We start from the raw sequence: 25567 nt of genomic DNA, 5'->3' as shown, positions 1-25567 counted from the left end.
CGTCACCCGTAGCGGCGGGTCAGCGCGCCGAGCGCGCGGTCGTACGCTCGCTCCATCGCCTCAAGCGGTTCCGCGTAATCGCCGAAGCGCCGCCGGTGCACGCCGCGTGCGAGCTGGAACTGAAACGCCTTGGCGGTGGCGGAGAGGGTGGCGCAGGCCTCCGCCGCGTCCGCCGGCGCGCCGATCCAACGGACATGCATCCCGAGAAGCTCGAAATTCGCCCCCACCTGCCGCAGCGTGTTGAAGGCGTAGAGATGGAAATAGTCCATGGGCCGGGCGGCCAGTATCTCCAGTTGCTCCGGCAGCGCGGCGCGGAAGGCGGCGATGGGGTTGCCCGCCGGGCGACGGCGCAGATGGTGGGACAGGAGCCCACGCGAGGCGTCCATCAAAGCCTCTCCCTCCAAGGCCGGGCCGCTGCGCTTCACGAACTCCACATAGGGGAACAGGGGGGCGGGGGCGAACAGGCCGTCGTAGTCCTCCCCTTCCAGCGTGAAGCGTCCGGCGTTGTGGATGTAGTCGAGCCGCCGTGCGCCCGCGTCCATGCCGAGGATCGCGATGGTCGTCTTGACGTGCTGCGCGCGATACGACGTCCCCCGTGTGTCCGGCAGATGATAGCCGTCCACCTCGACCAGCACGGGACGGCCGCGCGCCACCTGCACCGCCGCGTGGGTCTCCACCCGGTCGTAGAGGGCGAGTTCCTGCACCTCCAGACCGTAGAGGCGGCGCAGATCCTCCGGCGGCACCTTGAAGAAGGTGAACTGGTCGCCTTCGAAATCCTGCGCGACGGTGAAGGCCAGGGCGGCCATCGGCTCCATCCCCAGCGCCCGCAGCAGCCCGAGCCACAGGTCGGTGTAGCAGTTGGTCTCCGCCCAGTCGCGGTCCGGCCTGTCGAGCGGATGCGCCATGCCCGGCCTCCCCTGCCCGCTCAGCCCCAAAGGACGGCGCGCACGGCGGCGGGCCACGCCTTCACGTCGAAGCCGTGATGGCGGAACAGCGCCAGCGCCACCCGCTCCATCCCGAAGCCGACGCAGGCCGTGTGGGCGACCGCGCCATCCGGGGTCCGCAGATCCCACAGCAGCCCGAAATGGTCCTGGTGGTAGTTGAAGCTGAGGCAGGCGGTCGGCTGCTCCGCCGACGCGATGGGGATCAGCAGTTCGAATTTCAGGCCCTGGTCGCGCTGGCTGGCCGCCAGCATCCGCCCGGCCCGCCCGAAGAAGGGGTCGTTCGCCAGATCGACGGCGACCGGCAGGGCCAGCGATTCCATCAGCGCCCGCCCCCGCTCCACCCAGCTTTGCCGGAATTCCATCACCTGCTCCGGCGTGCCGACGCACACATATTCGCGCATCCGGAACAGCTGCATCCGCGCCGGGTCTAGCGACGGTTCATGGCGGAAGCAGTAGGAATAGACGTCGACCAGCGCGCCGTCAGCGGGCAGCGGCCCGCGCTCCGCGATGGTGGGGTAGACGGGGTAGCAGGCGGCGGGGGTCAGGACGACGTTGGTCGCCAACTGGGCGTCGGTCCACTCCTCCCCCTCCTCCAGCCGGCGCAGCAGGGATTGATGGGCGCGCTCGTCGCCCTTGAAGGCATGAACGGTTCCGGCCAGATGCGGAAAGCTCTTCAGATAGCCGCTCTGTTCGAACTGGTGACGGGCCACCCCCGGGGGAAAGCGCATGACGTCCGCCCCATCGCCACCGCCCCAGGTGGTGATCAGGTCGTTGAAGCGCTCCACGACGTCCTCGAAGACGCCGCTGCGGCCGTACAGCCCATCGACCCCCGTGGGGATCAGCAGCCCGGCCGCGATCAGCGCGTCGCGGAACGCCGCCTGCCCATTCTCCACCGGTGTGCCCTCTGCCCGCATGTCCATCCGCCGCATTCCGTTCCGAGAAAGCCTCAGCCGAAGAGAGAACCGTTGTCCCTGTGCGCCAGCAGCAGGTTCGCCGTGTTGCCCAGGATCCGGTCGTTGTTGATCATCAGCGGCGCCGAATGGGCGTCGCGCAGGTGGCGGCCCAGGCTGTGGGGGCTGTCGTTGCGGTAGGCGGACAGGCCGCCGGCCAGCATCGCCTGCCCCACGATCCGCACCACCATCTCCGCCGCTTCGGTCTTCAGCGTGTTCATGGCGACCGCGAAGCCCAGGGAGGTGAGGCGGTCGGGATTGTCCGCCGCCTCCTCGAACCGGGCAAGCGCGCCGCGCACCATGCCGCGCATGGCCTGAAGGCCGGCGGTCGCCTCGGCGAGACGCCGCGCCCCCGGCGGGGTGCCGGGACGCTTGCGCGCCTCCGCCCGGATGAAGGCGGCGGCCCGCGCCACCGCGTCCGTCGCGATGCCCAGCCAGACGCTGCTCCACAGGATGTGGGTCACCGGCAGCATGGTGCGGGCGGAGATGTCGGCGTAGGGAAGCGGCAGGATCTGCGCCCGCTCCGCCTCCGCCACCAGCCGGTAGCCGACGCTGCGGGTGCCCCGCATGCCCAGCGTGTCCCAGCCGCCGATCTCCTCCAACCGGGTCTGCCCGCGCAGCACCGGAACGATGACTTGGTCGGAGGGCGGCGAATCCGCCGTGCGCCGCGCCGTCACCAGGATCGCATCGGCTTCCGCCCCGTAGGAGATGACCGTCGCTTGCTTTTCCAGCCGGAAGGCGCCGCCCGTCTCGCCCTCCACCGTGCCGGTCACCGCGCAGGCGCTGGAGCGCACGTCACCGCCGATCCCGGCTTCGGTCGTCGCGGAGGCGAGAAGAAGCTGTTCTTCGGCCAACCGCTTCAGGAAGCCGCGATGCCAGTCGCTGCCCTGCCCATGGCGCACGAGGCAGGCGACCTGGATCTGGTGCATGGCGTAGATCAGCCCGGTGGACGGGCATTTCTGGGCGAGCGCGTGGGCCACCGCCGCGGCGTCGGTCAGACCGCCGCCACCGCCGCCGAAGGCCCGCGGCACCATCAGGCCGAGCAGCCGTGCCTCCTTCAGGGAGGCGAAGGCTTCGGCGGGAAAACGCGCCTCGCGGTCCACGCTGTCGGCATGGCGCCCAGCGATGGCGGCGGCCTCGGACGCGGCTCCGGCGGCAGCCTCGGCGGCCATGGCGGGCAGGCTGTCCGGCGCGGGCGCCTTCATCCGGCCCCCATCCCGCCGGCCTCCATCCCGCCCGGGGCGCCGTCCAGCAGACCGGCGACCGCGGACCGGATCGCCGCGATGCTCTCGAAGGTGCGGCGGCGCAGCAGATGTTCCGGGAACTCGACGCCGTAGCGCTCCTCCAGCGCCAGCATCAGGTTCACCGACCCATGGGAGGTCAATCCGGCGGCGTAGAGATCGTCCTCGTCGGACAAGGCGGAAGCGTCGGTGGCCAACCAGCCGCTGTCGGCCAGAAGCGCCCGGATGTCGGCGGCACTGACCGCCTGGGCATCGCCGCCCCGTGGCGCCGTTCCAGCCGCGATCTGCCAATCCGGTTGGCGCATGCTCATTCCTCCTACCCCCATTCAACCTCTGGCTTTCCCTGTGCCGGGACAACGCCACAAAACCTTAATTGTTCTGCGCCTTCCTCTGCTTTTCCGTATGCCCCGGGTGCTTTTCGGGTGCCAAACGCTCCTCTTGCTTAACTCCTGTGGCGATTGCCGTTGCTCCGGTCGGTTCTAACTTGAGCGGCGGATCATCCAACAATCACAGGATCGGGAGATCACCATGGCTGTGCGGCAATCGGATGCGGAGTGGCGCGGCAACCTCGCCCAGGGGTCCGGCACGATGCGGCTGGGCAGCGGCGCGTTCGAAGGCGCCTACTCCTTCCCGTCGCGCTTCGAGAACGGCACCGGCACCAACCCGGAGGAACTGATCGCCGCCGCCCACGCCGGCTGCTTCTCCATGGCGCTGTCCGCCGGCCTGTCGAAGGCCGGGCACACGCCGACGCGCGTGCACACCACCGCCCGCGTCCATCTCGACAAGGCCGGCGACGGATTCGCCATCACGAAGATCGAACTGGACTGCGAGGCCGAGATTCCCGGCATCGACGCCGAGACCTTTCGGCAGCAGGCCGAGGGTGCGAAGAAGAATTGCCCGGTGTCCAAGGCGCTGACCGGCACGGAGATCACCCTGAACGCCCGGCTTGCGTGATCGCATCCGGCCCGGCGGCCCGTAAGGACGGAGCGGCTGCCGGGCCGGCACCGCTTCGCCCATTAACCTCCGACGTGGTAATTTGCCGCATCGACACGGCCGAAACGGGGCTGCGGTCCGATGTGAATACGGCTTTTGACAATTTTCTGCATTTTCAAATCAGCCCATTCTCGAAATCGTTAATCGAGAACACGTCAACATTCCGCACGGTTTGGCTAAACCTGCGCATCCCCCAACGGACAAGACCCCCTTTCACCGTTCATTGTGCAAGTATCCATAAATTCATGGCCTCTTTTTCTGCGCAATTTGCAAGATTAGATAAAAATTAAATTTCAAATTCCCATACGTTTGTATATTTTGTCTTGGCGACAATGCGAGATGCCCGTTATGATCGGATGGTGTAAACCATTGGTCGTAACGCTTACGCCCCGCTCGCAAGGTGAGTCGCCCATGCCGCCGTCGATGTCCCCCCTTGAGACGATCCGCCGAAGCCTCATGTCGGGCGGACGCCTCCCAGCGATGGTCGCCGCCCCCCTCGCGCTTGGCGTGTCGCTCGCCGCGAACGCGGCACCGATCGAGACTCTGTCGACGGTCAAGACGACCGAGAGCTTCTACCCGACCGCCGGCAACATCCTGATCACCAGCACGGGCGGCGTGGACGACACCGGCCCATCGGTCCAGTATCCTCTGGCCACCGGCGTCTGGGTTCAGTCGAGCGCTGGATGGACCCTGACCAACCAGGGCACCATCAAGATCTCGGAGCCGACGAACTACAGCCAGGCCGACGGCATCTACGCGCACAGCTACGGCACGATCATCAATTCCGGGCTGATCAGCGTGCCCAACACCTTCATGGGCATCCTCATCGAGAACTCGGCGGGCGGCATCAAATCCGTCGTCCAGAACACCGGGACCATCATCGGCAACTGGTCCGCCATCGAGATCAAGCATTCCGCCGACATCACGAACGGCTCGCCGAGCAACAGCACGGCGCTCATCAAGAGCGTGCGGCCGGCGACGGAATTCCAGCAGATCAATTATCCCGCCATCCGGATCAACGCGATAAGCGCCAGTTCGGTCGTCAATTACGGCACGATCATCTCGACCACCGACGCGATTGCCACCAACGGCCCCACGACCATCGTCAATCACGGAACGATCGTGGCCGGTTCCGGCTTCAGCGCGATCCGGACCTTCGCGGGGCAAGGCAGCGGCACGATCACGCTGAAGGACGCCAGCGTGGTGATCGGCGGCATCACGGCCTTGAGCGGCACCCACTCGCTGAACCTGGAGGGAAGCGGCTCCATCGCGGGACCGGTGTCCGGCATCACCACCTTGACCCTGAACGGAACGGCCTGGACGCTGGGCGGCGCGAGTTCCGCCGCCACGACGGACGTCCAGAGCGGGACCTTGCGCGTCGACGGTACCCTCACCACGGCGCTCCAGCTGGCCGGCGGCACGGCGCTCACCGGGACGGGAACCGTCGTCGGCAACGTGACCAGCCCATCGGGCACCACCCTGACCCCCGGTGCCACCGGCACCCCCGGCACGCTGACCGTCACCGGAAACTACACGCAGCAGAGCGGAAGCACGCTGGCGATCCGGACGACCTCCAGCACCGCCAGCAAGCTGGCCGTCACCGGCACCGCCACGATGGGCGGCGCGCTGGCCATCACCTCCACCGGCGGCGGCTACGGCGACAGCACGACCTACACCATCCTGACCGCGGCGGGCGGGGTGTCCGGCGGCTTCACCTCCGTCACCAACAGCGACACGACGCTGACCCCGACGGCCACCCTGGACACGGCGAACAACCGAATCCAGCTCACCCTGACCAAGGTGGTCCCACAGCCGGAACCCGAACCCGAGCCCGTGCCCGAGCCCGAGCCCGAGCCCGAGCCGAATCCCAATCCGAATCCGAATCCCAATCCGACCCCCAACCCAAATCCTGACCCGACACCGAACCCCGATCCCACGCCCACCCCGACGCCCCCGGCGACCGGCGTGATCGACACCAGCCGCCCCAGCTTCTCCAACGGCGACGGCGCGGTCCAGGGCAGTTCGGTCACGTTCGACGGCGGCACGCTGCGTCCGGCCTCGCCGCTGACGGTCGGCCAGTCGGTCACCGTGACCAGCCGCGGCGGCACCATCACGCCGGACGGCAGCACCGTCACGCTGGCGGGCTCGGTCAGCGGCAACGGCGCGCTGGCCGCGTCCGGCCCCGGCACGGTGGTCGTCTCCGGGCAGCTCGCCAACGCCGGCGGCCTGTCGGTCGGCGACGGCGCGGCCCTGACCGTCGCCAAGAGCGGCGTGGTGGCGGGCGGCACGCTCGCCCTGAACAATGGCGGCAGCGCCACGGTCGGCGGCGTGGTCGCCGTTCCGGTGACGGTGGCGCGCGGCGGCGCCATGACCGTGGTCGAGGGCGGCGGCGTCGGTGGCACGCTGGCGGTGCAGGGCGGCACCCTGACCGTCGCCGCCAACGGCGCGGTCAACGGGGCGGTCACCGTCACCTCCGGCGGCAGCGCCACCCTGGCCGGCGTCGTCATGGCCCCGGTCACCGTCGGCGAGGGCACCATCACCGTGGCCGCCACCGGGACCACCGGCGCGGTCACCCTGGGGAACGGTGCCGCGGCCACCGTCGACGGCTTCGTCGCCGGATCGCTCACCACCAGCGCCGGATCGACGTTCGGCGGGCATGGCGTGGTCGTCGGGCCGGCGGTGCTGTCCGGCACCCTGTCGCCCGGCAATTCCCCCGGCGTGCTGACCTTCCAGTCCGCCGTGACGCTGACCGGCACCAGCGTGCTGCGCGCCGAGATCGACGGCCCGACCGCCGGCAACGGTGCCGGCCGCCACGATCAAATCCGCGTCGAGACAGCGTCCTTCACTGCCGGCGGCACGCTGGCTCCGGTGCTGCGCGGCATCAGCGGCGACGCCACCAACGCCTACACCGCCACGCTGGGGCAGAGCTTCACCATCGTCCAGGCGGACGGCGGGGTGTCCGGCAGCTTCGCCGCGGTGACCCAGCCGGCGGCGGGCCTGCCGGCCGGCACCCGCTTCGACACGCTGTACGGCGCCAACACCGTCCGGCTGGTGGTCACGCCGACGAACTACGCGGTGCGCGGCGGCACCCGCAACCAGCAGGCCGCCGGCGCGGCGGTGGACGCGCTTCGTCCGGCCGCCGGGGCGCGGCTGGAGGGCGTCGCCGCCCCGCTGTTCAGCGGCCTCTATGGCCTGCCGGGCAGCGGCATCGCCGGGGCGCTCGACCAGCTCTCGGGCAAGCTGCACGCCGACACGCTGGCCGCCGACCGCACCAACCGCCGCCTGTTCGGCAGCGCGGTGGAAAGCCGCCTGTCGGCGCTCCGCGGCGGTGAGGCCGCGTCCTCCGGCGTCCGGCTGGCCGGTGGTGGCAACGGCACGCGTGCCGTCGGCGAGACGGGCGAGACCCGTGGCTCGGGCGGCGTGTGGGGCCAGCCGCTGGCGGCCTACAGCCGGACCGGCTCGGACGGAAACGCCGCCGGCACCACCGAGCGGATCGGCGGCTTCCTGCTCGGCGCCGACCACAGCTACGAGAACGGCGTGAGCGGCGGTGTGGCGCTCGGCTACCTGCGCAACCGCGTCACCTCGCGCGACGGGCTGGGCAAGGCCGACGTGGACAGCTATCAGGCGACCCTCTACGGCTCCTGGAGCCTGCGCGGCACGGCCGACAGCCCCTTCGTCGAAGGCGCCATCGGCTACGGCTACGCCAACTACGACGCCTCGCGCGGCATCGCCTTCGGCACGCTGGGCCAGGGCGCCAGCGGCAGCGCGAACGGCCATGATTTCTCCGCCGAGATCGCCGCCGGGCACCGCATGGCCTTCGCCGGGTCGGACAGCGCGTGGATCGAGCCGCGGGCTGGCCTGCGCTTCGACCGCATCACCCGCGAGGCGTTCCGCGAGTCCGGCGGCGGCGTGGCGCTGGACGTCGAGGCGGCGGGCTGGACCAGCCTGCGCAGCGCCGTCGGCGTGCGCGCCGGCACCAGCGTGACGGTCGGCGGCTGGCGCCTGCTGCCCGACGCCGCCCTGGCGTGGGAGCACGACTTCGCCGACGCCACGGCCTCCACCACCAACCGTCTGGGCGGGGTGGCCTTCACCGCCGACGCCAGCAAGCCGGGCCGCGACGCCCTGGTGATCGGCGCCGGGCTGGGCGTGGCACTGGACGACCGGCTGACCGCCACCATCGGCGTTCAGGACGCGATCCGCGCCCGCGAGAACACGGTGTCGGCGACCGCCGGCCTGAAATGGAAGCTGTGAGGAGCATGACGGCGATGCGCAAGGCCATCATCACGGGGGCGCTGGCGGCGCTCCCCCTCCTCATCGCGGGCGGAACTCCCGCCGGGGCGGTGGAGCCGGGCAAGACCTTCGGCGACTGGCAGACCGAATGCGAGACGCCCCCGGACGGCAAGCCGCGCTGCTTCCTGTCGCAGACCCGCGTGATGGAGAACAAGGAGGCGAAGCAGGCGACCCGCATCCTCAAAGCGTCGGTGGGCTACTTCGCCCCCGACGGCAAGGGGGTGATGGTGGTGATCCTGCCGCTGGGCGTCGACCTGCGCGCCGGGGCGGCCCTGACCATCGACGACGGCAAGCCGCTGCCGCTGACCTACCAGCAGTGCATCCAGGACGGTTGCCTCGCCAACGCCCCGATGGACGAGGCAACCCTGACCGCGCTGCGCCGCTCCAAAGGGGCGCAGATCACCGTCCGCCCCTACGGCGGGACGCAGGCCGTGGCCTTCCCGCTCTCCACCAAGGGCATCACCGACGGCTTGGCCGCCCTGAAGCCCTGATGTTGCTTCCGGTCACCGCGGCGACGGCACCGCGGATGGCTTCCTCCCACCGCCCCGGCGCCGGCTGCCGGTGCAGCGTGACGGTGGGATACCAGGGCGTGCCGCTGCGGCCGAGCAGCCAGCGCCAGTCCGGCGCGTAAGGCAGCAGGACCGCGGTCGGGTGCCCCATCGCCCCGGCCAGATGGGCGACCGCCGTGTCCACGCAGACGACGTGGTCGAGCTGCCCCAGCACCGCCATGGTGTCGGCGAAACTCTCCAGCTCCGGCCCCAGATCGACCAGCGGCGACGTCCCGTAATAGCGGGCGGCCTCGGCCTGCGCCGGCCCCTTCTGGAGCGACACCAGCGCGGTCTTCTCCAGCGTGAAGAACGGTGCCAGCCGCGCGAGAGGCAGGGAGCGGTTGCGGTCGTTGCCATGGGTCGGGCGCCCCGCCCAGACCAGCCCGACGCGGCGGTAGCCGCGGGGCAACAGCCCGTCCAGGCGCTCCGTCCAGCGCTGCACCCGCTCCGGCTCGGCCCGCAGGCCGGGGAGCGGCGGCGGAACGCTGTCGGGCCTCGTGCCGAACAGCCCCGGCAGGCTGGACAGCGCGGCGTGGGCGGCGAAGGGCGGCGCCTCCTCCCAGTCGGTGACCGTCCGGTATCCGCCGGGAAGGGACCGGATCACCGGCCGCATGTCCGGGCTGCAGGCGACCACGAGATTCCGGCAGAGCGCCGCCGCCATCGGCAGGTAACGGGCGAATTGGATGGTGTCGCCGAAGCCCTGGTCGGCGACCAGAAGAAGGGTGTCCTCGGGCAAGGGGCGGCCATCCCAGGACCGTGCGGCGGAGTGTCCATGCCGCTCCAGAATGGCGGGCGGAATCAGCGGCGGCACGCCGGGAAGGCGCCAGCGCCAGTCATACTCCCGCCATCCCTCCTTCCACTGGGCGGAGAGCAACAGCCCCTCGGCCAGTTCGAAATGCGGCCCCGGCGCATCCGGGGCGAGCCGGACGGCGCGGCGCTCGCAGGCGATCGACGCCGCGACCTCCAGCCGGTCGTAGAGCGCCACACCCAGATTGTACCAGCCCGCCGCGTCGCCGGGATCGAGCGCGACGGCGCGGCGGCCATGGACAGCGGCCTCGTCCAGCCGGCCTTCGCGGCGGCGGATTTCGCAGAGGTCGCTGTCGGACGGAGGCATGGGGGGCATGCTACAGGCTGTAGCCCAGCCCGAGAATGACCGGCTCCAGGATCGGGATCGCCGGCTTCAGATGGGTCCTGTAGGCGCGGTGACGGTCGATGGAGCGGCTGTAGAGCTTTTCCGCGACCTGGGCGTGGCTGGGCGTGCGGGCGTGGCGCCGGTTCTCTTCGAAGCGCAGGCAGCGCCGGTCGAAGCCCAGCCCGAGGAAGCCCAGCAAGCGCCGCACCGCCGGCTCCGGCTCCCGCACCAGATCCTCGTAGCGCAGCGGCAGGTAGCGCAGCGGCATCTCCCGCCGGTAATGCTCCACCAGATCGAACACCAGAAGGACATGGCGCGCCGCGGTCTCGACATCGTTGGCGCAATGGAAGCCGTGGGTCAGGTTGGTGCCCATCATCGACAGCACGACGTCCAGCGGATGGCGCAGCACATGCACCACCGGTGCCGAGGGGAACATCAGCGCGATCAAACCGAGATGCGTCTCGTTGAAAGGCATCTTGTCGGTGAACAGCGTGTGGCCGGGCTTGACCGGAACCAGCTTGCGGGCTTGGCGCAGGTAGGCGTTGCGCAGCCGCTCCAGCCCGTCGCGCTGGTCGCCCATCCACAGCTCCGACAGCGCTTCCGGATAGCCGAGCGGGCTGCCCAGCGTCTGTGGCAGCGCCCGGACCACCGCGCCGAGCGAAGGCAGTTCGTCCCCCGCGGCGATGGTCGGATGGCTGGACAGGATCTGCTCGACCAGCGTGGTGCCGGAGCGCGGGGCGCCCGCGATGAAGACCGGCTGCGGTCCGGCGGCGGGCGTGGCGGGCCGCGGCATCAGGCGCAGGCGCGGCGCCACGAAGAAGGCGGCGAGGCGCGCGATGAGGTCCACCGCCTCCTCCTCGCCGTAGCGGCGCCCGGCCTGCCGCAGCAGCGCCTTGCCGGCGGCGAAGGCAGCGAAGGCCTCGTCGTGCCGGCTCAGCCGGTCGAGGATGCGCCCCGCCTCAAGCAGCGCGTCGGGGTCGGGGCCGCCATGGCGGGCGGCCGAGGCGTCCAGAACGGCAAGCGCCCTCTCTTCCTCTCCTTGCCGGGCCAGCAGAGCCGCCGCGAAGGTGTCGGCGCCACGGTGGCCAGGGTCGAGCCGCCGGGCGCGGTCCACCAGCCGTCGCGCGGCGGGAAGATCGCGGGCGGCCTCCTCGGTCTGCGCCCAGCCGTGCCACGTCAGGGCGATGGACGGATGCAGCGCCGCGGCCCGGCGGTAGGTCCGCCGCGCCTCTTCCAGCCGGCCCTGCCGGGTCAGGCTCCAGGCAAGGTTGGCGACCGTCGCGGCGTCCGGCGGCGCCAGGGCCAGCGCCCGGCGGTAATGGAACTCGGCGGCCTGGGGCCGGTGGGTGTCGGCCAGCACCAGCGCCATCAGCGTGTGGGAGCGCGCGTCCTCCGGCGCCAGCCGGACCGCGTTGCGGGCGTGAGGCTCGGCGTCAACCGCGCGGCCGGCCTGGAACAGCAGCCCCGCCAACTCCTGCGTCGCCGCGAGATCGTCGGGAGCGGCCCGCAACCGCCGCTCCAGCGCCGCGACGTCGGGGGCGCCGCTCGGAAGGTCGTCGGGCGTGGTCGGCATGACAGGCGGGTCCCATGGCGGCTGAACGCCCGCATGGGCGCGTGGTGCGGCGGCAGGATAGTGAAGGGTATGGATGGCGGCAAGGAATCCCCTCTCCCCTCCGGGGAGAGGGTTAGGGTGAGGGGGTTGCGCTTGTGCCGGACCTACTGCCCCACCCAGACCGGGCGGCGCTTCTCCAGGAAGGCCGCGATGCCCTCCTGATAATCGGCGGAGAGGTAGCAGAGGCGGAGCAGGTCGGCGTCGCCGTCCGCCGGCAGCCCATGGTCGCGCCAGCGCCGCAGGGCCTCACGCGTCGTCCACAGGGTCAGCGGAGCGAGGCCCGCCAGCTCCTCGGCCAACTCCTGGGTGCGCTCGGTGAGGTCGTCGTCCGGCACGACGCCGCGCAGGGCGCCGGCGCCGGCCAAGTCGTCGGCGGTCAGCAGGCGGGCGCTGAAGATCATCTCCTTGGTCCGCGCGGTGCCGAGGATGGCGGCCAGCCGGGCAAGGTTCTTGATGCTCAGACAGTTGCCGACCGTGCGGGCGATGGGAAAGCCGAAGCGCACCGACGGCGTGGCGATGCGCACGTCGCAGCAGGCGGCGAGCAGAGCCCCCTCCCCCACGCAGGCGCCGGCCAGGGCGGCGATGGTTGGAACGCGCACCGCCTCCAGCGCCATCGCCGCGGTCTCCGCGCGGTCCTCCAGGATCGTGTAGTCCTCCGGCGTCTTGACACTCTGCAGGCAGGACAGGTCGGCGCCGGCCATGAAGGCGGGCTTGTCGCCGGCCGCACCGGTCAGCACCAGGGCCTTCACCGCCGGGTCCGCGTCGACCTCCCGGCAGATTTCGATCAGCCGGTCCTCCATCCAGGGGGTGATGGCGTTGCGCGCCTTGGGCCGGTTGAAGATCACCCACTGGACGGCTCCGCGCCGCTCGGTCAGGATTTCGGGCAAGGCGTCGGCCTCGCCAGTCGTGGCGATGGTCATCGTTCGGACTTTCTTAGTTTTAAGCCGCGATCAGGCCGCTGGCCCGAGGATCTGGCAGGAGCCGATGGGAAGCAGCGCCGTCACCACGCTGCCCGGAGCGAAGCTCTGAGCGGGCGGAATGAAGGCGCGCAGCGTCCGCCCGCCCCCCAGATCCACCAGCACGTCGCGGTATTCGCCCAGATAGGCGGAGCGCTGGACCGTGCCGGACAGCACGTTGCAGCCCTCGGCCGGCAGTCCCGTCTCCTCGGCGCCGAACAGCCGGACCTGGGAGGGCCGCACGCACAGCGACACCGTCCCGCCATGCGCCGCCCCGCTGCGGTCGGGGGCGGTCAGCACATGGCTGCCGACGCGGATGGCGCCGTTGCCCTCGCTGGTCCCGGCCAGTTCGTTGTTGGCGCCGATGAAGGTGGCGACGAAGGCGTTGGACGGCCGCTCGAAGATGTCCTCCGGCGAGCCGAGTTGCTGGAGGTGGCCCGACTTCATGACGGCGATGCGGTCGGCGGTGACCAGCGCCTCCGACTGGTCGTGGGTGACGTAGACGGTGGTCAGCCCCAGCAGGTCGTGGACCTGCCGGATCTCGAACCGCATCTCCTCGCGCAGATGGGCGTCCAGGTTGGACAGCGGCTCGTCGAGCAGGAGGATGCGCGGCTCCACCGCCAGCGCGCGGGCCAGCGCCACGCGCTGCTGCTGGCCGCCCGACAGCTCCGACGGGTAGCGGTCACGCAGCGCCTCCAGCCGGACGGTGCGCAGCGTGCGGTCCAGCCGCTCGGCGATCTCCGCCTTGGGCAGGCGGCGGATGGCGAGGCCGAAGGCCACATTCTCCGCCACCGTCTTGTGCGGCCACACCGCGTAGTTCTGGAACACCAGGGAGATGCCGCGCTTCTCCGGCGGCAGCACCCCGCGCGCCGAGGACAGCAGCACGTCGTCGGCCCAGATCTCCCCCTCCGTCGGCGCCTCGAACCCGGCAAGGAGCTGGAGGGTCGTGGACTTGCCGCAGCCGGACGGGCCCAGCAGGGCCAGCAGCGTGCCGTTGGGGACCTGCAGGTCGATGCCGTGCAGCGCGGTGTAGGTGCCGAAGGACTTGCGGAGGTTCTTGATGCGGATCCCGCTCATGTAGGGAGAACTCCTTCCGCCGGGGCGGTTTTACGACCGGATTTGCGAGAGGTGCGGCGCACGGTGGTCAGGCGCGTCAGGGGACCGGCGGCGGCCACCAGCGCCAGCGTGATGAGGAGGAGAAGGACGCTCATGGCGCAGACGGCCTCGTAATTGCCGCCGTCCTTGGCGTTGTAGATCAGCGTGGTCATCACGTTGGTCTTGGGCGTGATGAGGAAAACGGCCACCGACAGCTCGCGGATGATCGGGATGAAGACCAGGAACCAGCCCGACAGCAGCCCGCCGCCCATCAGCGGGATGGTGATCGACAGGAAGGTCCGTCCCTCCCCCGCACCCAGGCTGCGGGCGGCGCGCTCCAGCTCCGGCCCGATGCCCTTGAGGATCGACCCGCCATGAGCATAGGCGATGGGCAGGAAGGTCGCCGCGAAGGCCGCGACCAGCAGCAGCGGCGTGCCGTAGAGGTTCAGCGGCGCCCGCGTGTAGGCGGCGAAGAAGCCGACCGACATGACGATGCCGGGGATGATGATGGGAACCGTCGCCACCGCGCCGAACAGGCTGGCGCCGAAGACCATCCGCCGCTCCACGATGTAGGCGACGACGGTGCCGAGCATCACGCAGAGCGTCGCCGCCAGCGTCGAGAACACCAGCGAGTTGACGATGGCGGTGTGCGTCTCCGAGTTTCCGAACAGCGCCCACCAGTACCAATGCAGCGACAGGTTCTCCCACGACAGGCCCTGGCCCCAGGCGCGGGTCAGCGACACCAGCAGCAGCGCCGCGTAGGGCAGGAACACCGAGACCAGCGGCAGCAGCAGCGCCGCCCCGAAGGCCGGCCAGCGGGCGGCGCCCAGCGCGATCCGCCGCCCCGCCCGGCTCTTGCCGGAGATGGTGACGAACTGCTTGCGGCCCAGGATGCGGCGGCGCATCCAGAACAGCATGGCGGTGACCAGCAGCAGCGGCATGCAATAGGCGGCCGCCATGTAGATTTCCGGCGGGAAGAGCTGGTAGAACTCGGCCAGCTTGGTCGTCACCACCGGGATGCCGGTCGGCGTCAGCAGGAAGGCCGGAACGCCGAACAGCGTCAGCCCCTGGATGAAGGACAGGATGAAGCTGGCGATCACCGCCGGGGTAACCAGCGGGATGGTGATGCTGAGCATGGTGCGCAGCGTGCCGGAGCCCAGCGTGGCGGCGGCGTCCTCAAGCTCCACGGCCATCTCGTCGAGCGCGCTCGACACCATGGTGAAGCTGTAGGGGACGGTGTAGATGCCGCAGATGAAGATCGCCCCGGTCATCGAGTAGATGTTCAGCAGCGGCCCCGCCTCCGCCCCGGCCAGCGAGCGCCACAGCGCGTTCAGCCAGCCGGAGTTGGGGGCTGCCAGCAGAATCCAGCCGGTCGCTCCGATGAAGGACGGGGTGACGAAGGCGGTCAGAGTCAGCACGCGGATGGTGCGGCGGAACGGCAGGTCGGTCCGCGACACTAGCCAGGCCAGCGGCACGCCGATGCCGACGGCGATCACCGCGGTCGCCACGGCGAGGAGCAGCGAGTTGAACAGGGGCTCCAGCAGGTCCACCGACTGGAAGATCCGCGCATAGTTGCCGAGCGTCCAGGCGCCGGTCAGGTCGTCGTGGAAACTGTTGTTGAGAACCCAGCCGAAGGGCAGGACCACCAGCAGGAAGAGAAGAAGGGCGACGGCGCCGAAGACCACGGTCCTGGCGAGCGGCACGCGGGCCATCGCCGGGCGCGCGGTTGCCGCGGCTGCGCTGTCTGGGCTGTCCGTTGAAATGACCCCCATAGGGTCCGCCTCCATTGTCCGTACTGTCCCTCGCCCCTCCGGGGAGAGGGTGCCCGCGAAGCAGGCGGGTGAGGGGGTTGCGCCTTTGCCGAACGCACCGACACGTGCAACCCCCTCACCCTACCCCTCTCCCCAAGGGGAGAGGGAAACAGCGATCAGCGCACCAGTTCCTTCCACTTGGCGATGCCTTCCGCGACCTCCGGGCCGAGGTCGTCGCCGGTGTTGCGGTACCATTTCAACTGGTCCAGCGACCGCCCTTCCGCCCAGGGCACGTCCTTGCGCAATGTCGGCCAGTAGTTCTTCTGGAGGATCATCGACACCTCCGTGGAATAGAGGAAGTTGGTGAACAGACGGGCCGCGTTCGGGTGCGGGGCCTTCGCCAGGATGCCGGTGACGCCCAGGTTCAGGATGGCGTCGTCGGACGGCGCCACCACGTCGATGGGGTTGCCGGCGGCCTTCTGGGTCAGCGTGTAGCTGAAGGGCGCGCCGGAACCGACGACGCGCTCACCGGCCAGGATGTCGGTCACGGTGTCGACGTTGGACTGGCCGACCTTCGGCTTCTGCTTGCCGAAGGCGCGCAGGAAGTCGTCGCCGTACTTGCGGCGGATGGCGACCACCCAGTTCGCCACGTCGCCGGAGAAGGCCGGGCTGCCCGTGGTGATCTTGCCCTGCCACTGGTCCTCCAGCAGCGCCTGCCAGCTGGCCGGCGGGGTCTGGACCTTGCCCGGCGCGTAGTTGATGCTGGTCAGGCTGATGGCGCCGACATGGAACATCTTGTCGGGGTCGAGGTTGCGGAAGGCGTCCGGGATGTGCACGCCGTCCACCGGCTCGAAGGGCGCCAGCGCGCCGATCTTCTTCAGCTCGGTGTAGTGCAGCATGTTGGTGGTGCCCAGCGAGTCGCACTCGTGGACGCCGCTCTGCAGCTCCATGCGCAGGCGGGTGTAGACGGTCTGCGAGGCCTGGCGGAGCAGGTTGACCTCGATGCCCGGATACTTCGCCTTGAAGGCGTCGCGGATCGCCTCCATCGTCTGCTGCTCGTAGGAGCCCCAGTAGAGGGTCAGGGCGCCTTCCTTCTTCGCGGCGGCGTAGAGCGGGTCGTCCGCCGCCGACGCGATGCGCGAGAAGGCGGTGCCGGCCAGCCCGCCGGTCACCAGGGCGGTGCCGACGAGTCCGCCGGTCTGGAGAAGGCGGCGGCGAGAGAATTCCATCATGTTGCCAATCCCTGTCTTGTTGTTGCGGTACCGCCGTTTCGGCGTCGTTCTTCGTTCTTCAGTAAAAGTCAGTAATCGCCGGTGGTCGCCCCACCGTCGGCGACGATGGTCTGGCCGGTGACGTAGGCCGCGTCGTCGGACGCCAGGAAGGCGACGACGGCGGCGATCTCCGCCGGCTTGCCCAGGCGCCCGATGGGCGTCTTCTCCAGCCATTGCGAGCGCACCGCGTCGGGCACCCCCTCGACGATGGCGGTCTCCACGACCCCCGGAGCGACGGCGTTGACCAGGATGCCGCGGCGCGCCCCTTCCAGGGCGGCGGTGCGGGTCAGCCCGACCACCCCGGCCTTGGAGGCGGAGTAGTTGGCCTGCCCGAAGGTCCCCAGGATCGCCGTTGAGGCGATGTTGACGATGCGCCCCCAGCCGCGGTCGCCGACCAGCCGGAAGGCCGTCTGGCAACCCAGCCACGTGCCGCGCAGGTTCACGTCGATGACGGCGCTCCATTCCGCGTCGGTCATCTTGGGCAGCGAGCGGTCGCGGACGATGCCGGCAACGTTGACCATGATGTCCACGCCCCGGAATGCCTCGGGCAGGCCGGTCACGGCGGCGCCCCAGCTTTCCCGGTCGGCGACGTTCAGCGCGGTGGCGTGGGCCTGAGCCCCCTCGGCGCGCAGCGCGGCGGCGACGGTCTCGGCGACCTCGGCCCCGATGTCGGCGACGACGACCGCGGCGCCCTCCGCGGCCAGCCGCTCGCAGACGGCGCGACCGATGCCGCCGCCGCCGCCGGTGACGAAGGCGACACGGCCGGCGAGACGGCGGGGATGGGTGGTTGGGGCACTCATGCCTGCGCCTCCTTGCGGGCGATGGAGAGCACGTCCTCACCCTCCTGCACGGTCTCGCCGCGCTGGTTCTTTACGGTGATGGCGACGCGGACGATGCCGCGGTCGGGCTTGGAGGCGCTGGGGCGGACCTCCGCCACCTCCGCCTCGTAATGCACGGTGTCGCCGGCGAAGACCGGCCCGACGAAGCGGCGGCGCGTCTCCAGGAAGGCGAGGATCGCCCAGTCGTCGATGGCCGAGCGCAGCCCGGTGCTGAGCGAGTGGGTCAGCATGCCGTGGGCGATGGTCCGCCCGAAGCCGTTGGCCTTGGCGGCCTCGGCGTCCATGTGCAGCGGGTTGAAGTCGCCGGTCAGGCCGGCGAACCAGACGATGTGCGCCTCGGTGACGGTGACGCGCGAGGAGCGCGTCCGGTCGCCCGGCTTGATGTCGTCGAGATGGATGGCGGTCATGTCAAGGCACCCTCAGTCGGGAGTCCGCGGGCGGAACACGGGAAGGCTGGTGGTCTCGTCGAGCTGGTGGAAGGCCACGGCGAGCGGCAGCCCGGCCCGCAGATCGGCCTCCGCCACCCCCTCGACGCGGGAGAAGACGGTGACGCCCTCCTCCATCCGGATCAGGGCGCAGACGTAGGGATCGCCGCGCTGGTTGCCGCGATGGACGGCCGAATAGGTCAGCAACTCGCCGCGCCCGCTCGCCTCGACCCACTCCGGGCGGGCGTGCGGGGCGTGGATGGAGTGCGCACGCGGGTACCACTGGAACCGCCCGGTCTCCGGGCAGCGCTGGATCAGGAAGCGCCCCTCGCGCGCCGCGTCCCAGAAGGGGGCGGAGGTCTCGTCCTGGACGGGCGGAATGGTCATGCTGGTCGTTGGGGCTGTCATCGGGCACCTTACCGGGCAAGGATGGCGGTGGCGGCGGAGCAGAAGGTGCCGCCCAGCCCATGGGCCAGGGCGATGCGGGCGTCGGGCACCTGGACGCCCGGCCCCTCGCCGCGCAGTTGGCGGACGCTCTCGATCAGGGTGAAGATGCCGCGCTTGCCAGGATGGTTGGACGACAGCCCGCCGCCATCGGTGTTGGTCGGCAGGCTGCCGCCCAGCGTCAGGTTGCCGTCCGCGACGAAGGCGCCGCTCTCCCCGCGACCGCAGAAGCCCAGATCCTCCAGCGCCAGCATCGGCGTGATGGTGAAGGCGTCGTAGATCTGCGCCACGTCGATCTCGCCGGGGGTCACCCCGGCCATGGCGAAGGCGCGCGGGCCGGACAGCGCCGCCGGGGTGGTCAGGTCGTCGGGGATCTGGCTGTTCTGGGTGCGCGCCACGGCGGCCCCGTAGCCGACCACATGGACCGGCGGCTTCTTCAGGTCGCGCGCCCGCTCCCGGCTGGTCATCACGACGGCGCCGCCGCCGTCGGTCACCACGCAGCAGTCCAGCCGGTGCAGCGGCGAGGCGATCATCGGCGAGGCCAGCACGTCGTCCACCGTGATCGGCTTGCGCAGCCGGGCGTCGGGGTTCTTTGCCGCGTGCTCGCGGAAGGTCACGGCCACCTGGGCAAGCTGTTCCGGTGTGGTGCCATACAGGTCCATATGGCGACGGGCGAACAGGCCGTAGGTCGAAATCAGCGTCGGCGCGTAGGGAATCTCGTACTGGCCGGGGCCGGCGGGGAAGACAAAGGGGTCGAAGGACGGGCTGCTCAGCGGCCACCAGCGCGGGCAGGCGGCGTAGCTGATGACCACCACCTCGGCCAGCCCGGTGGCGATGGCCGCCGCCGCCTGCCCGGCCTGGAGGATGTAGGAGCAGCCGCCGACGTCGGTGCTGTTCACGTAGGTCGGCGCGATCCCGATGTATTCGGCCAGTTCGACCACATCCATGGTGCTGCCGCCCTCGGCCCAGTCGCCGGAGGCCGCGCACAGCCCGTCCACGTCCTTCAGCGTCAGCCCGGCGTCGTCCAGCGCGCCGAGGATGCACTCCATCTGAAGGGCGAAGGGGTGGACGCGCGGCGCATCCCGGCGGGGCGATTCAAAAACGCCGGCAATGGCCGCCTTTCCCGAAAGATCGATCACGCGCGGGTTGTCCTTTCCTGGTTGTGGAAGGCCGCGCATCGCTGCCGCGACGCGCGCCGAGCGGCTTCAGTGGACAGGCGATGAGAGTAAAGAGGCCGCCCGCCTCGGAAATCATGAAGACTTTCCGATGTCCGGCAGAGATTTCGATCAGGCCGATCCGCTCCCGGCAAGATCAAGACTACCGGACACAGTTCGTGTCACAAGCAGAAAAAACGATGCGGTCCGGTGCACGGAACGCACCAATACCACACAGGGCAAATCCGCGGAACGGTGCCTTCCATGCACCGGATTGGGCCAAACTAAGCGATTGTTTTCCGGCCGCCGTGGCGCAAGCCTTTGGGTATCGCATTCCCGCCGCCGCCCTGGACCGGACCGGTTTCCAGCCGGGCGCGCGGCCCCGCCCGGACCGCCTGCGCGGCGTCCGGCCATCCGAAGGATCATGCATGCTCAACACCGATACGCAACGCCGCGAAGGCCCCTTGGCCGGCGTGCGCGTGGTCGATCTCACGCACATGTTGGCCGGCCCCTACAGCACGTGGCTGCTCGGCGCGCTGGGGGCGGAGGTCATCAAGATCGAGCGTCCCGGCAAGGGCGATTTCACCCGCATCATTGCCCCCTTCAGCGAGGAGGAAAGCATTTACTTCCTCAGCGTCAACCGCAACAAGCGGAGTCTGACGCTCAACTTGAAGGAGGAAAAGGGGAAGGAGATTTTCAAGAAAATCGTCGCGACCTGCGACGTGCTGGTGGAGAACAACCGGGCCGGGGCGATGGACCGGCTGGGGCTGGGCTACACCGATCTGAAGGCGGTCAATCCGCGGCTGGTCTACGCCTCGATCTCCGGATTCGGGCAGGACGGCCCCTACCGCCACCGGCCCTGCTTCGACGTGGTGGCGCAGGCGATGTCCGGCATGATGAGCATCACCGGCGAACCGGGCGGCGATCCCTGCCGGGTCGGCGCGTCGATCGGCGACATCGGGTCGAGCCTGTTCGCCGCCGTCGGCATCCTCGCCGCCCTGCAGAAGCGGGCGAGCACCGGCGAGGGCAGCTTCATCGACGTGGCGATGCTGGATTGCCAGCTCGCCCTGATGGAGAACGCCATCGCCCGTTTCCTGAACGCCGGGGAGACGCCGCGGGCGCTGGGCAGCCGCCACCCGCTGATCGCCCCCTTCCAGGCCTTCCCCACCGCCGACAAGCCGATCGCCATCTGCGTCGACACCAACGAGCAGTGGGAGCGCATGTGCCGCGCCATGGGGCTGGAGCATCTGCTGTCCGACCCGCGCTTTCCCACCGGCTCGGCCCGCAACGCCAACCATGCGGAGCTGGAGCTGCTGCTGCGCGAGGTCTTCCTTACCCGCGGGCGCGACGCCTGGCTGGACGCGATGGAGGACGCCGACGTGCCGGCCAGCCCGATCAACAGCGTGCCGGACGCGCTGAACGATCCCCAGGTGATCCACCGCAAGATGGTCGTCGAGGTGCCGGAGGGGTCGGGCAAGCGCTTCGCCGCCGTGCCGATCACCATGCCGGAGGCTCCGCTGCCCGCGGAGAGCCCGGCACCGCGGCTGGGCGAGCACACCGACGCCATCCTGGCGGATCTCGGCTTCAGTCCCGACGAAATCGGCGCCTTCCGTCGCGACGCGGTGGTGTGATGGCCGGCGGCGTGGGGGGAGAGCGGCGGGTGGCGGGCGGCGAAGGGGCGCGTGCGGTGCTGGCGGAAATGTTTCATACTGCCGCCGGGATCGCACCCAGCCTCGCCCCGGCTTCCGTCCACAGCCCAAAGGTCCGCATGGCGCGCCGCCTTCCGCCCCTTCTCGCCCTCCGCGCTTTCGACATCTTCGCCCGCCAGGGCACGGTGCGGGCCGCCGCCGACGAGCTGGCGGTGTCCCACACGGTGGTGTCGCGCCACATCCAGAATCTGGAGCAGGCGGTGGGGGTGAAGCTGGTGGCGAAGTCGGGGCGCGGCCTGTCCCTGACCCGCGAGGGCATCCGCTACGCCGCCCAGCTCCGCCGCGCCTTCGACCTGATCGGCGAGGCCAGCAACGAGCTGCGCAACGGCGGGATGGAGGCGGTGCACATCTGCTGCCTCGCCGGGCTGGCCTCGCGCTGCCTGCTCGCCCGCCTGCCGGAGCTGGAGGAGGCGCTGACCGGGCGGGAGGTGATCCTGCAGCCGACATCGACCCGCCCCGACTTCAGCCGGGAGGAGGCCGACGCCGAGATCATGTATCTGGAGGACGGCGGCTCCGTCGCCGACGGGCTGCGCTCGGAAATGTTCGCGCGGCCGCGCATCCTCGCCATCGCCAGCCCGGAGTTCAAGGCGCGCTACCCCGACGTGCGCACGCCCTCCGACCTCGTCGGCCTGCCGCTGATCCACGAGCAGTCCACCGGCATGTGGGAAGCCTGGCTGGAAGAGGCCGGCATCGCCGACATCCCCCGGCTGCGCGGCCCCCGGCTGTGGCAGGCGCACCTGACCATCGAGGCGGCCCGGCTGGGGCGCGGGGTGGCCCTGGTCAGCGACCTGCTGGTGACTGAGCCGCTGGCCAACGGCGAGCTGGTGGAGATGGTCGACAGCAACGTGACCATCGGCGGCTATTACTTCATCGCCCCAGTCCACCGCTGGAACACGCCGGTCATATCGGCCATCCGGCAATGGCTGCGCGGCGTGTTCCCGCCGGACCAGACCTCCCCCCTCCAAGGCACCCCATGACCCAGGACCACGCCCTGCCGCCGGACATCCTGCCGCCCGACATCCTGCTGTCCGGCGTGCACACCGTCGACGAAAGCTGGATCGACCTTTACGGCCACATGAACATGGTGCGCTACGTCGCCCTGTTCGACGAGGTCGGCTACGCCCTGATGGAGCATTGGGGGCTGGGCGAGACCTACACGCGGGACGAGGGGCTCGGCCTGTTCGTCGTCGACGTGGCGGTGCATTACCGGCGGGAACTGCGCGCCGGAACGCCCTTGCAAGTGGCCCTGCGGCTGCTCGACGCCGACGACAAGCGGCTGCTGAGCCTGCTGGAGATCCGCCGGGCCGACGACGGAACGGTCGCCGCGACCATGGAGCAACTGTCGATCCACGTCGATCTGGGCACCCGCAAGGTGACGCCCTTCCCGCCCGCCCTGGCGGAGCGCCTGCGCGCCCTGGCGGCGGTCCAATCCGCCCATCCCCTGCCGCCCCGCCACCGGCGGCGGCTGCATCTGGCGCCCAATCCCTCTCCCGCCCCGGGAGAGGGTGGCGCCGAAGGCGCCGGGTGAGGGTCGTGCGAGGATCAGGGCGCTGATTCTCGGCTTCACCCTCACCCTTCCCACGCTTCGCATGGGCCCCTTCCCTCTCCCGGGACGGGAGAGGGACGTCGTAGGCAACGGAACCGGTTGCCGGCCGGCGGGACCTTCACGATATGTCCGCCATGACTCATCTGCGCATCGCGTTGCGGCTGGCTTGGCGGGACCTGCGGGGCGGCGTCGCCGGACTTTGGATCGTCGTCCTCGGGGTGGCGCTGGGGACGGCCATGATGGCCGCCGTCGGTTCGCTCAGCGGCGGCATGCTGGAGGGGATGCGGGCCACCGCGCGCGAAGCGGTCGGCGGTGACCTCTCCCTGCGCCTGTTCCACGCACCGGCCACGCCGGAGCAAAGGGCCGTCCTCGACACGATGGGCAGGGTCGGCGAGACCGCGGAACTGCGGCCCGTCGCCTCGATGGTGACCGGCGGCGCCCGCACCCTGGTCGAGTTGAAGGCGGTCGAAGAAAGTTATCCGCTGGTTGGCACGGCCGCAGTATCCGGCACCCTGTCCCTGGCCGACGCGCTGGCCCGGCGGGACGAGCGGTGGGGTGCGGCGGTGTCCGCCGATCTGCTCGACGCTCTGGCGCTGAACGTCGGCGACCGGCTGCGGCTCGGGGCCGCCGAGGTCGCGATCCGCGCCGTTCTGGAGCATGAGCCGGATCGGGCCTTCCGCGCCTTCTCGCTCGGTCCGCGCGTCGTCATCGACCGCCAAGCGCTGGACGCGACAGGCCTCGCAGAGCCGGGGATGCCCGTCTATTGGTATTATCGCCTCGTCCTGCCCGAAACCGTCCGATCCGACGCCGTCCTGCGCAATCTGGAAGACCGCTTCCCCGACGCCGGATGGCGGATCGTCGACGCCTCGCACGGCATTCCGGGCGTGGACCGCACCGTGCAGCTCGCCCGTGCGCTGTTCCTTCTCGGGTCCCTGTCCATCCTGCTGATCAGCGGCGTCGGCATCGGCCGGGCGCTGTCGGCGCACCTTGTCCGGCGGTTGCCGGTCCTGGCGACGCTGAAGGCGCTGGGCGGTTCGCCACGCCATCTCTTCACCGCCTTCCTGCTGCAGACTCTGGGGGTGGTCGGCGTGGCGCTGCTCATCGGCGTGACGACCGGCGCTGTGCTGGCCGCCATGGCGGTGAAGGCGCTGCCGCTCGACTGGATGCCGGAGACGGGCGGCGCCATCGATCCGGCGGCCTTGCTGCTGGCGGGGGCAGTCGGGCTTCTGGCCGCGCTGCTCTGCGCCGTGCCGCCGCTGGCCCGCGCCGCCGGGACCAGCCCCGCCGCGATCTGGCGGGGGGCGGTGGATGGCTTGTCCCGGCCCTTGGGCTGGCGGACCCGTGGCGCCGTCGTGCTGCTCGGGCTGGCGCTCGCCAGTCTGCTCGCCGCCTGGACGGGCATGCCACTCGCGGTCGCCGGCTTCCTGCTCCTCGCCGGGCTGGTGGCGGCAGGCTTCGCGCTGCTGGGGCGCGGGCTCGCCAGTATGGCACGCCGGCTGGCGCGCGGACGGCGACCGGTGGTCCGGCTGGCCGTCGCCAACCTCGGTCGGCCCGGCGCGCCGACGGTCCCGGTGGCCGTCGCGCTGGGCATCGGCCTGACCCTGCTGGTGGCGGTCGGCGTGGTCGGACGGTCGGCCACCAGCCATGTCGCGGCGACACTGCCGACGCAGACGCCCTCCGTCGTCGCGCTGAACGTTCCCCCGCCGGACGGCATCGGCTTGAGCGAGCGCCTGTCCGCCCTGCCCGGCGTCGGGCGGGTCGAGACGGCGCCCTTTCTGCACGCCCGGATCAGCCGCCTCGACGGCATCGCCATCACCGAGGCGGACGCCCCGCGCTCCGTCGGCTGGGCGGTGCGCGGCGACCGTGGACTGTCCTGGCGCGACCGCCCCGCCGCTACCGACCGGATCGTCGCGGGGAGTTGGTGGCCCGAGGGCTATACCGGCCCGCCGCTCGCCTCGCTGGACGCGCAGGTCGCCCGCCGGTTGGGGCTGGCGGTGGGAGACAGCCTCACGCTGGCCCTGGCGAGCGGCCCACTGACCGCGACGGTCGCCAACCTCCGGCGCATCGACTGGACGCGGCTCGACCTGGATTTTCCGGTTCTCCTCTCCCCCTTCCCCGAACCGCCGCCGCACAGCCTCGTCACCGCCGTCTGGTCCTCGCCCGAAGCGGTTCCGGCGGTTGAGGCGGCGGTGACGCAGGCAATTCCGCAAGCCCCCACGATCCGCGTGGCGGAGGTTCTGGACACGCTCGGCTCGACCGTCCAGACCGTGCGCGGGCTTCTCGACGGCCTGTCCGCCGTCGCTCTCGGCGCGGCGGCCGTGGTCCTTCTCGGCGCCATCGCCAGCAGCGCCCGGCGGCGCCTTCAGGACATGGCGATCCTGCACGCCCTCGGAATCGGGCGACGTTCGATGGTCCAGGCGGTGGTGCTGGAATTCGTCCTCCTGGGGGCCGCGGTCGCCGCGGTCGCGGTTCCGCTCGGCTGGGCCGGCGGCGCAGCGGTGGTCGCCAGCCTTGCCGACGGCGCGCCCCTCCCCGGAGGCGCTGTTCCCCTGGCCGCCTTCCTCGGCACCGTCACCACGATGGCGGCGGTCGGAGCCGTGCTGGTGGCTTGGCTGCCGCGACGGGACGTGATGCGGCGGCTGCGCAGCGATGCGCTGTCCGCCTGAC

At 70.7% G+C, this 25567-nt stretch carries 21 protein-coding genes; 7 read left to right on the top strand and 14 right to left on the bottom strand.

Features of this window, described 5'->3' with window-relative positions:
* Window positions 1-2 precede the first annotated feature (2 nt).
* The 4 genes from Sp245p_RS28295 to Sp245p_RS28280 are packed head-to-tail and all read right to left on the bottom strand — an operon-like array spanning window position 3 to window position 3440.
* The gene (locus tag Sp245p_RS28295; RefSeq protein ID WP_014242277.1) at window positions 3-905 is read right to left on the bottom strand and encodes a DUF1839 family protein; all 903 of its coding nucleotides are present in this window, start codon (window positions 903-905) and stop codon (window positions 3-5) included.
* A 20-nt stretch (window positions 906-925) separates the two neighbouring features.
* The gene (locus Sp245p_RS28290; RefSeq protein ID WP_082188272.1) at window positions 926-1873 is read right to left on the bottom strand and encodes an amino acid--[acyl-carrier-protein] ligase; all 948 of its coding nucleotides are present in this window, start codon (window positions 1871-1873) and stop codon (window positions 926-928) included.
* A gap of 17 nt (window positions 1874-1890) precedes the next feature.
* A complete protein-coding gene (locus Sp245p_RS28285) occupies window positions 1891-3099 on the bottom strand; it encodes an acyl-CoA dehydrogenase family protein (RefSeq protein WP_014242275.1) in 1209 nt (402 codons plus the stop codon).
* The gene (locus Sp245p_RS28280; protein WP_109139203.1) at window positions 3096-3440 is read right to left on the bottom strand and encodes an acyl carrier protein; all 345 of its coding nucleotides are present in this window, start codon (window positions 3438-3440) and stop codon (window positions 3096-3098) included. Before Sp245p_RS28280 ends, Sp245p_RS28285 begins: the two co-directional genes overlap by 4 nt.
* Window positions 3441-3663: 223 nt before the next feature.
* Here Sp245p_RS28280 and Sp245p_RS28275 point away from each other — a divergent pair, with 223 nt between their 5' ends.
* The 3 genes from Sp245p_RS28275 to Sp245p_RS28265 all read left to right on the top strand — a co-directional run bounded on the left by Sp245p_RS28275 (window position 3664) and on the right by Sp245p_RS28265 (window position 8909).
* Complete coding sequence (locus Sp245p_RS28275; protein WP_014242273.1) at window positions 3664-4089, top strand: OsmC family protein; 426 nt, start codon at window positions 3664-3666, stop codon at window positions 4087-4089.
* 519 nt (window positions 4090-4608) lie between these two features.
* A complete protein-coding gene (locus Sp245p_RS28270) occupies window positions 4609-8379 on the top strand; it encodes an autotransporter domain-containing protein (protein ID WP_041813191.1) in 3771 nt (1256 codons plus the stop codon).
* A gap of 5 nt (window positions 8380-8384) precedes the next feature.
* Window positions 8385-8909, top strand: coding sequence for an invasion associated locus B family protein (locus Sp245p_RS28265; protein ID WP_014242270.1), 525 nt, complete (start codon window positions 8385-8387; stop codon window positions 8907-8909).
* Here Sp245p_RS28265 and Sp245p_RS28260 read toward each other — a convergent pair.
* From Sp245p_RS28260 to Sp245p_RS28215, 10 genes are all read right to left on the bottom strand, one after another.
* Entirely contained in the window at window positions 8878-10080 is a 1203-nt protein-coding gene (locus Sp245p_RS28260) for a glycosyltransferase family 9 protein (RefSeq protein WP_014242269.1), read from the bottom strand. The two genes, Sp245p_RS28265 and Sp245p_RS28260, sit on opposite strands and share 32 nt — an antisense overlap.
* A 10-nt stretch (window positions 10081-10090) precedes the next feature.
* On the bottom strand, window positions 10091-11671 hold the full coding sequence (locus Sp245p_RS28255; protein WP_109139112.1) for a tetratricopeptide repeat-containing sulfotransferase family protein: 1581 nt from the start codon (window positions 11669-11671) through the stop codon (window positions 10091-10093).
* Between the two features lie 143 nt (window positions 11672-11814).
* Window positions 11815-12630, bottom strand: coding sequence for an enoyl-CoA hydratase (locus Sp245p_RS28250; protein ID WP_014242267.1), 816 nt, complete (start codon window positions 12628-12630; stop codon window positions 11815-11817).
* Window positions 12631-12660: 30 nt separating this feature from the next.
* Complete coding sequence (locus Sp245p_RS28245) at window positions 12661-13743, bottom strand: ABC transporter ATP-binding protein (protein WP_014242266.1); 1083 nt, start codon at window positions 13741-13743, stop codon at window positions 12661-12663.
* The gene (locus tag Sp245p_RS28240; protein ID WP_165360010.1) at window positions 13740-15533 is read right to left on the bottom strand and encodes an ABC transporter permease; all 1794 of its coding nucleotides are present in this window, start codon (window positions 15531-15533) and stop codon (window positions 13740-13742) included. The genes Sp245p_RS28245 and Sp245p_RS28240 overlap by 4 nt, the downstream gene beginning before the upstream one ends.
* A gap of 155 nt (window positions 15534-15688) precedes the next feature.
* Window positions 15689-16744, bottom strand: a complete 1056-nt coding sequence (locus Sp245p_RS28235) for an ABC transporter substrate-binding protein (RefSeq protein ID WP_014242264.1) — start codon at window positions 16742-16744, stop codon at window positions 15689-15691.
* A 68-nt stretch (window positions 16745-16812) separates the two neighbouring features.
* Window positions 16813-17583 (bottom strand): SDR family oxidoreductase, encoded by a 771-nt coding sequence (locus Sp245p_RS28230; protein WP_014242263.1) that lies wholly within the window; start codon window positions 17581-17583, stop codon window positions 16813-16815.
* A complete protein-coding gene (locus Sp245p_RS28225; RefSeq protein WP_014242262.1) occupies window positions 17580-18029 on the bottom strand; it encodes a MaoC family dehydratase in 450 nt (149 codons plus the stop codon). Before Sp245p_RS28225 ends, Sp245p_RS28230 begins: the two co-directional genes overlap by 4 nt.
* A 12-nt stretch (window positions 18030-18041) precedes the next feature.
* On the bottom strand, window positions 18042-18434 hold the full coding sequence (locus Sp245p_RS28220; protein WP_041813188.1) for a Zn-ribbon domain-containing OB-fold protein: 393 nt from the start codon (window positions 18432-18434) through the stop codon (window positions 18042-18044).
* A gap of 29 nt (window positions 18435-18463) precedes the next feature.
* The gene (locus tag Sp245p_RS28215; RefSeq protein WP_420867247.1) at window positions 18464-19669 is read right to left on the bottom strand and encodes an acetyl-CoA acetyltransferase; all 1206 of its coding nucleotides are present in this window, start codon (window positions 19667-19669) and stop codon (window positions 18464-18466) included.
* 404 nt (window positions 19670-20073) lie between these two features.
* Here Sp245p_RS28215 and Sp245p_RS28210 point away from each other — a divergent pair, with 404 nt between their 5' ends.
* The 4 genes from Sp245p_RS28210 (at window position 20074) to Sp245p_RS28195 (ending at window position 25566) form a co-directional block, all read left to right on the top strand.
* The gene (locus tag Sp245p_RS28210; RefSeq protein WP_041813185.1) at window positions 20074-21276 is read left to right on the top strand and encodes a CaiB/BaiF CoA transferase family protein; all 1203 of its coding nucleotides are present in this window, start codon (window positions 20074-20076) and stop codon (window positions 21274-21276) included.
* Window positions 21277-21413: 137 nt separating this feature from the next.
* Window positions 21414-22331: a LysR substrate-binding domain-containing protein gene (locus Sp245p_RS28205; RefSeq protein ID WP_109139110.1), complete on the top strand. Its 918-nt coding sequence runs from the start codon at window positions 21414-21416 to the stop codon at window positions 22329-22331.
* Window positions 22328-22882 (top strand): thioesterase family protein, encoded by a 555-nt coding sequence (locus Sp245p_RS28200; RefSeq protein ID WP_014242258.1) that lies wholly within the window; start codon window positions 22328-22330, stop codon window positions 22880-22882. Before Sp245p_RS28205 ends, Sp245p_RS28200 begins: the two co-directional genes overlap by 4 nt.
* Before the next feature lie 143 nt (window positions 22883-23025).
* On the top strand, window positions 23026-25566 hold the full coding sequence (locus tag Sp245p_RS28195; protein WP_109139109.1) for an ABC transporter permease: 2541 nt from the start codon (window positions 23026-23028) through the stop codon (window positions 25564-25566).
* The last annotated feature ends 1 nt before the right edge of the window (window position 25567 follow it).

The sequence above is a fragment of the Azospirillum baldaniorum genome (assembly GCF_003119195.2).
GTDB classification, from domain to species: Bacteria; Pseudomonadota; Alphaproteobacteria; order Azospirillales; family Azospirillaceae; genus Azospirillum; species Azospirillum baldaniorum.
The sequence above is the reverse complement of the archived record's forward strand: the minus strand, read 5'-3'. Positions and strand labels throughout refer to the sequence as shown.